6 protein-coding genes are annotated in these 6,720 nt (G+C 63.0%); 3 read left to right on the top strand and 3 right to left on the bottom strand.

The features are described 5' to 3' along the window. Positions 1–192: 192 nt before the first annotated feature. Positions 193–1,413, bottom strand: a complete 1,221-nt coding sequence (locus MOV61_RS27240) for a lytic murein transglycosylase (protein ID WP_408962439.1) — start codon at positions 1,411–1,413, stop codon at positions 193–195. Positions 1,414–1,614: 201 nt separating this feature from the next. Here MOV61_RS27240 and galU point away from each other — a divergent pair, with 201 nt between their 5' ends. Beyond that, positions 1,615–2,502 (top strand): UTP--glucose-1-phosphate uridylyltransferase GalU, encoded by an 888-nt coding sequence (gene galU / locus MOV61_RS27235; protein ID WP_038545092.1) that lies wholly within the window; start codon positions 1,615–1,617, stop codon positions 2,500–2,502. 93 nt (positions 2,503–2,595) lie between these two features. After that, on the top strand, positions 2,596–3,480 hold the full coding sequence (locus MOV61_RS27230; protein WP_247138827.1) for an ornithine carbamoyltransferase: 885 nt from the start codon (positions 2,596–2,598) through the stop codon (positions 3,478–3,480). Here the strand turns inward: MOV61_RS27230 and MOV61_RS27225 are convergent. Continuing rightward, the gene (locus MOV61_RS27225; RefSeq protein ID WP_247138826.1) at positions 3,477–5,003 is read right to left on the bottom strand and encodes an outer membrane beta-barrel protein; all 1,527 of its coding nucleotides are present in this window, start codon (positions 5,001–5,003) and stop codon (positions 3,477–3,479) included. The two genes, MOV61_RS27230 and MOV61_RS27225, sit on opposite strands and share 4 nt — an antisense overlap. A 145-nt stretch (positions 5,004–5,148) precedes the next feature. On the opposite strand from MOV61_RS27225, the gene MOV61_RS27220 reads away from it, so the two are divergent. Next, positions 5,149–6,144 carry an SIS domain-containing protein gene (locus MOV61_RS27220; RefSeq protein WP_247138825.1) on the top strand — a complete coding sequence of 332 codons (996 nt, stop codon included), beginning with the start codon at positions 5,149–5,151 and terminating at the stop codon, positions 6,142–6,144. A 38-nt stretch (positions 6,145–6,182) separates the two neighbouring features. On the opposite strand, the gene MOV61_RS27215 is transcribed toward MOV61_RS27220, so the two are convergent. Further along, positions 6,183–6,641, bottom strand: a complete 459-nt coding sequence (locus MOV61_RS27215; protein WP_247138824.1) for an NfeD family protein — start codon at positions 6,639–6,641, stop codon at positions 6,183–6,185. Positions 6,642–6,720 lie beyond the last annotated feature (79 nt).

Raw genomic sequence — 6,720 nt, 5'->3', positions numbered from 1 at the left:
CAGGGCGAGCAGCACCGCGAGGAGGAGGAGAGCCAAACGTGCCCATCCTCTGCTCCGCAGGGGCTCGTTCAGCCCGGCCCCGTTGCAGCCGGCCTCTTTTCGCCCGGATTTATGCAAAGCCTTCATGTCTCCGCCATCCCGCACGCTTGCGGGAGATTCCATGTAAACGATGTGGCGCGAAGCACCTTCTTGTCAACGCAAAGCTTCGAGAAGCGACTTCGACGGCTCGCCGCTCTGCTGCATGCCGAGGCGTTTCTGGATTGCCGAGATCGCAGCCTTCGAGCCGGAGCCGAAATTGCCGTCGACTTCGCCCTCGTAATAACCGAGTTGCTTCATGCGGTTCTGCAGTTCGAACTTCTGCTTGATGTCGAGCGTGCCGTCGGGACGCGGCCAGCTCTGCTGGACGCCGCCGAAGCCGGCGATCTCGTCGGCGAGCAGGCCGACGGCCAGCGCGTAGCTGTCGGCGGCGTTGTATTTCTTCACGGTGAAGAAATTGCCGAGCATCAGGAAGGCCGGTCCACTCTCGCCGGCCATCATCTTCAGCGTTGCCCTGTCGGCGCCGCGCGGGAAACTTTTGCCGTTCGGGCGGGCGAAACCGAGCTTCGCCCATTCGCCGAGCGCCTTGGTCTGGCCTTCGTAGCGGGTGCCATTGGCCGGAAGCACGGTTTCATAACCCCAGGTCTTTCCGCTCTGCCAGCCGTTCTTGGCGAGCAGGTTGGCGGACGTGGCGAGCGCATCCGGGACCGAATGCCAGATGTCGCGCTTGCCGTTGCCGTCCGCGTCGACCGCGTAGAGCAGGTAACTGGTCGGGATGAACTGAGTATGGCCCATGGCGCCGGCCCAGGAGCCGGTCAGCTGCTTGGGGGTGATATCGCCCGACTGCAGGATCTTGAGCGCTGCGATCAGCTGGGTGCGGGCGAACTTGGCACGCTTGGGATCGCCCCAGGCAAGTGTGGCGAGCGCCTGCGGCACGTGGTGCAGGCGCTCGGGTTTTTCGAGCGCAGCGCCGTAGTTGGATTCCATCGACCAGATGGCGAGCAGGATGTTCTTGTCGACGCCGAAATGGCGTTCCAGTGCGGCAAGCGTCGAGCCATGCTTGGCCGCCATCTCGCGGCCGATCTTGACGGTATAAGGGTTCACGCGGCTGTCGAGGTAATCCCAGATCCTGGACGTGAATTCGGGCTGATAGTTCGCCTTCTCAAGCACTTCCTGATCGGGTTCGCTGACACCGGCGAACGCTTTCTCATAGGTGGAACGGGTGATTCCGCTCTTGGCGGCGGTATCGTAGAATTTAACGATCCACGCCTTGAAACCGGCGTCTGCCTGAGCATCTATCGGCATGGCCGCCGCGGCGAGCCCGGCGATCAGGGAGAAGGCAAACCCTCGAAAGAGGTTGGTGCGAAGGGTCTTCATCGGCAGTCGGGTCCAGTCTTCTTTTTACCAAGCCTTGCGGCAAGAGTGGCATGCGGCTTAACGATGTAATAACAGGATTGGGTCAACAAATTCTTTACCATAGAAACCGGACCCACGGCAGTCTTTGCGAAACGGTAGCAATTCGTCATTAGATGCCGAGATTTGAATATTCGCACAATGACGTGCTTTCAGGAGGCGTGAGTGGCACAACAACAAAAGATCCGTAAGGCAGTGTTTCCGGTAGCAGGTCTGGGCACGCGCTTCCTGCCCGCGACCAAGGCAGTGCCGAAGGAAATGCTGACCGTGGTCGACAAGCCGGTCATCCAGTACGTCGTGGATGAGGCGGCCGAAGCCGGGATCGAGCACTTCGTTTTCGTGACGGGTCGCGGCAAGGGGGTCATCGAAGACTATTTCGACATTCAGTACGAGCTGGAGCAGATGCTGCGCGAGCGCAACAAGAATGCCGAGCTGACCCTGCTCGCCGGCCTTCTGCCGGTTGCCGGCACCGCCAGCTTCACGCGCCAGCAGGTGCCGCTCGGGCTTGGCCATGCGGTCTGGTGCGCCCGCGACATCGTCGGCAACGAGCCTTTCGCGGTCCTGCTTCCGGACATGATCATGGCCGGTGGCAAGGGTTGCCTGAAGGGCATGGTCGATCTTTATGCAGAGAGCGGTGGCAACGTCGTCGCGGTGCAGGAATGCGATCCGGACCAGGCGCATAAATACGGCATCGTCGGCATCGGCGCGCCGGTTGGCGAAGGTTTCAAGATCACCCAGATGGTCGAAAAGCCCGCCAAAGGCACGGCACCGTCCAACCTCTACATCAACGGCCGCTACATCCTGCAGCCGGAGATCTTCAAGATCCTGGAAACCCAGGAACGCGGCGCCGGCAACGAGATCCAGCTCACCGACGGCATGCTGACGCTCGCCAAGGCTCAGGAATTCGCCGCCTATCCGTTCAAGGGCGACACGTTCGACTGCGGCGCCAAGGACGGCTTCATCCTGGCAAACCTCGCCTTCGCCCTGCAGCGCGCCGATATCCGTCCTGCAATCGAAGGACCGATGAAGGCGCTGCTCGCCTCGCTGAAGTAAATCTTTCCGACCGGCGATTTGCCGGTCCGGACGTCACGCAAACCCCTCATGGTCCTGCTATGAGGGGTTTTGTTTTTCACGGTGCCGGGTGCCATGGCTGTCTCTGCGGGTCTCGATTTTCTGGAATTCCACGATTTTTCGGCGGATGCCATAGCGGCGATCCTCGAACGCGCCGGCGTGCTTGCCGAAGCGTGGCGGGAGCGGCGGATGCCGAAAAGCCTCGAGGGCCGTCGGGTCGCGTTGATCGTCGATGACGGCGGCTGGCGCAATACGACAGCTTTCGATCTCGGCATCCAGGCGATGGGCGGCATTTGCGCACATGTGCCGGCGAGCCTCGGCGGGCGTGAGACGATCGCCGACCTGGCGGGTTATCTCGACAACTGGTTCGACATGGTTGTCATCCGCACGCCGGAACTCACGTCGCTCCGGGAGCTTGCGGCATACGTCCGGGCACCGGTCATCAATGCCCGGACGCGATCGAACCATCCTTGCGAGACGCTCGGAGACCTTGCCTATATTGGTGCCAAAAGAGGCGGTATCGAGGGGCTGAAGATCGTCGGCTTGGCGCCCGATGCCAATATTCTGCGGTCCTGGGTGGAGGCGTCGATCTCGCTGCCGATCGAGGTGGTACAGGTTTATCCGGACGATTGGCATGTGAGCGACACGGCACTGCTCAATGACAATTTCCGGCTGAGCACGGATATGCGCGAAGTTGAGGATGCGGATGTCATCTTCACGGATAGCTGGCCGGGCGGCGTCGCTGAAAGCATGCTTGCGGATTACCAGATCTCGGCGGCGGTTCTCGATCGCTGCCGTCCCGATGCGATCTTCATCCCCTGTCCGCCGGTGGCGCGCGGACAGGAAGTCACAGCGGATGCGATGACGCACGCGGCCTGCCAGAGCACGCCGGCGAAAGCCTTCCTGCTGCATGCGCAGAATGCGCTGATGGAATGGATTACCGGTCGAACGAAAGCCTAACGCTTCAAGGTGAGGCCGACGCCGGCGCGGACGATCTTGTCGTTGGTGCCGCCGCCGCCCGCCTGTTCGTATTCGACGTCGCCGGTCAGGTCGAGGTAGCGGTTGATCGCCCAGGTGAGGCCTGCACCGCCGATCCAGACGGTTTCATCGCTTGGGCCGCCGCTCGGGAAATTGCGCAGCGTCGAGCTGCCGGTCAGCCGGGCGATGAGGTTGTCGCGCATCTCATGGGTCAAGGCTGCCGTCGCGCGGTATTCGACCCAGCCGCTCTGGCCGGGCGTGGTCGAATCCTGCACCGTGGTGCGCAGGCCGAGATCGATATTGGTGCCGCGCTGCGGCGACCAGGTGGCGCTGCCGCTGAAGGTGACCGCGCCGACCGATTTCAGGCGGTCGTCCTCGTAATCGACGACTTCGTAACCGGTGCCGATTTCGCCGCGCAGCTTTTCGCCAAGATCGAATTCGACGCCGGTGCGTGCGGCATAGCTCTGCGACGAACGGGCATAACCGGAATTGTCGTGCCTGAGGTCATAGAACGTGTGGCCGGTCGCCACTTCCACATAGGGGACGAGCGCCGGCGACAGTTCGTAGCCAAGCCGCAGGCGGCCGTCGATGCCGGTCCGGTTGCGATCCTTCATGCTGACGATCGTGCCGTCGGAGAGCTTCGCATCCGTATAGGAGGCGCGGGAAAGGTCGAGTGCGGCCGTGCCGCGGATCTTGCCGAAGTCGCGCTGGACGGAGGCGCCGCCGGTGAATTCATGGACGCCCGACTGGGTCGATGCGCCGCCGAGCGCGTTCGGATCGTAATCGTTCTCCCGGGAGAATTTGTAGCCGCCGGTGACATGGGCGACCGTATCGTTGGAGAGATCGAGCCGCAGGTCGGCATTGATGTTCGCTTCCGGCTGTTCGCCTTGGCTGCTGCTGCCGAGATTGCGCTCCAGCGTGCCTTCGCCGGTGATCGTCAACGAATGGCGCGACCAGTCGGAGGTCAGCGTGCCTCGGATCGCCGTCGACAGATAATCGCGGCGGATCTTGGTGCCGCTCGAGCGGCGGATCTCGGTGTTGATACCCTGATTGATCGAAGGACGGAGCAGGAAGCTGCCCATCCGGATGCCAGTTGGATCACCCGGTTCGCGGGGCTGTTCCTGGGTCTCGACCGGCTCGGCGCCACGGTCGAGCGGCTCTTCATGGGGCTGGTTCAGGTCGTCCTCATAGGGAGGCTCCTGGGTTGCCGCACGGTTGCGGCCGGGCGTGGTGCCGGTCGCGACATTCGGGTCATCCTGATTCTGGTCGTCGGCGGCACTGGCGGACGGCTGCGCCGAGGTATTGCCTCTCAACGCCGCGCCGGAAGCGGGATTCGACGCGGGCGAACTGGTGTCTGTGACCGATGGAAGAGAGCCGCTCTGCGGCGGAAACACGTTGCGGGTCTGGGCGGCTGCGGGCGAGACAAGCGCCGAACAGGCCAGCAGAAGGCCGAGTGCCGTCCGGCGCCTCTGGCGCGTCCCGCCTGTCGTTGTGATGATCTTCATAGGCCTGCCCGGGCAATCGCAAATGCTTACCCAAACGTAAAGCCATGTGGTTAACGTTTGGTTGCGACGCTATGGCAGCGGCCAACTTCGTGGCCCCGGCCCGAAGCCGATAGACTTGGTGGGCGAAAAGCGTTAAGCCTTGCCCATGATCAAGAGAGCTTTGCAACTGGTCGAGAACGACCTTGTCGATTCCGCCTTGAGGACAATTTCCTTCGGGAAACAAGGGCTTAATGCGCTGGAGCTGGCGCTTCGGAACGGCCTCGGCGAAGCCTTCCGCAAGGCTGCGGAACTGATCGGCGACATCGACGGCAGGGTGGTCGTGACCGGCATCGGCAAGAGCGGACATATCGGCCGCAAGATCGCTGCCAGCCTCGCCTCGACGGGCACGCCCTCCTTCTTCGTGCATCCCGTCGAAGCCAATCACGGCGATCTCGGCATGATCGGCTCGGGGGACGTGGTGTTGGCTCTGTCCTGGAGCGGCGAGACGGCCGAGCTGCAGGGCATCGTTTCCTTCACCCGTCGCTTCTCCATTCCGCTGATCGCCATGACGTCAGGCGAGGTTTCGACGCTGGCCCGCGAGGCCGATGTCGTCCTGCTGTTGCCCAAGGAACAGGAAGCCTGCCCGCACGGCCTGGCGCCGACCACGTCGACGCTGATGCAGCTTGCGATGGGCGATGCGCTTGCCGTGGCGCTGCTCGAAGCGCGCGGTTTTTCGGCAACCGATTTCCGCGTCTATCATCCGGGCGGCAAGCTCGGGGCGATGCTCAGCCATGTCGGCGATCTGATGCATACCGGCGATCGCATGCCTCTGGTCAAAAAGGGCGTCCTTATGCTGGAGGCGATCGAGGAACTGTCGCGCAAGCGCTTCGGCTGCGTCGGCATAGTCGACGAGGATGGCAGGCTCTGCGGCTTCATCAGCGATGGCGATATTTCCCGGCACCTTCATCTCGACCTGCGCGAGACGCGGGTCGATGAGGTGATGACGCGTAATCCGAAGACCATTAGCAAGGAAACGCTCGCCACCAAGGCCATGGCGCTGCTCAACAAGCACAGCATCGGCGCGCTGCTCGTCGTCGACGAAGAGCGTAAGCCGATCGGCATCGTTCACTTTCATGACCTGCTGCGCGTCGGCGTGGCTTGATATCGAGCTAGGCTCCAAGCCGCTTCTGTCCGGCGAAACTAGGCCGCTTCGACCTTCAGGTCTCGGCCGCTTGCCGCCACGACCTTCACCTGCGTGCCGGCCGGCAGATCCGGTCCCATCACCGACCACCATGTATCGTCGAGCCGGATGCGGCCGCGCCCCTCGGCGATCGGTTCGTGCAGCGTTGCAGTGCGGCCGACCAGGCTTTCGCCACGCCGGTTGAGGTTGGGTTCATCGGTCGCCTGGTTGCGGCTGGCATAGAAACGGCGGCCGGCCAGCGCGAAGGCGCCGGAAAGCACCGCGAAGAGCAGAAGCTGGACGTGCCAGCTCCAGAAGGCCGCGTCCCAGAGCGCCAGAGACAGCGCGCCGATGACGATTGCGGCCGCGCCGATCCAGATCAGGAAGACGCCTGGTGCCGCGAGTTCGGCACACAACAGGACGACGCCTAAAATCCACCAGCTCCAGGGACCGAGATTGACCACAGCATCATGCAGCATGGCTCAGGTCTCTGAAGACGTCGGGTTGAACGGATTGAGGACCGGCGTGGTGCGCGGACCGGGCTGGGGGCGCGGGCCG

Source organism: Neorhizobium sp. BETTINA12A (genome assembly GCF_023006485.1).
In the GTDB taxonomy this organism is placed as follows: Bacteria; Pseudomonadota; Alphaproteobacteria; order Rhizobiales; family Rhizobiaceae; genus Neorhizobium.
Note: the sequence above shows the minus strand (reverse complement) of the source record. Positions and strands in the feature narration are given on the sequence as shown.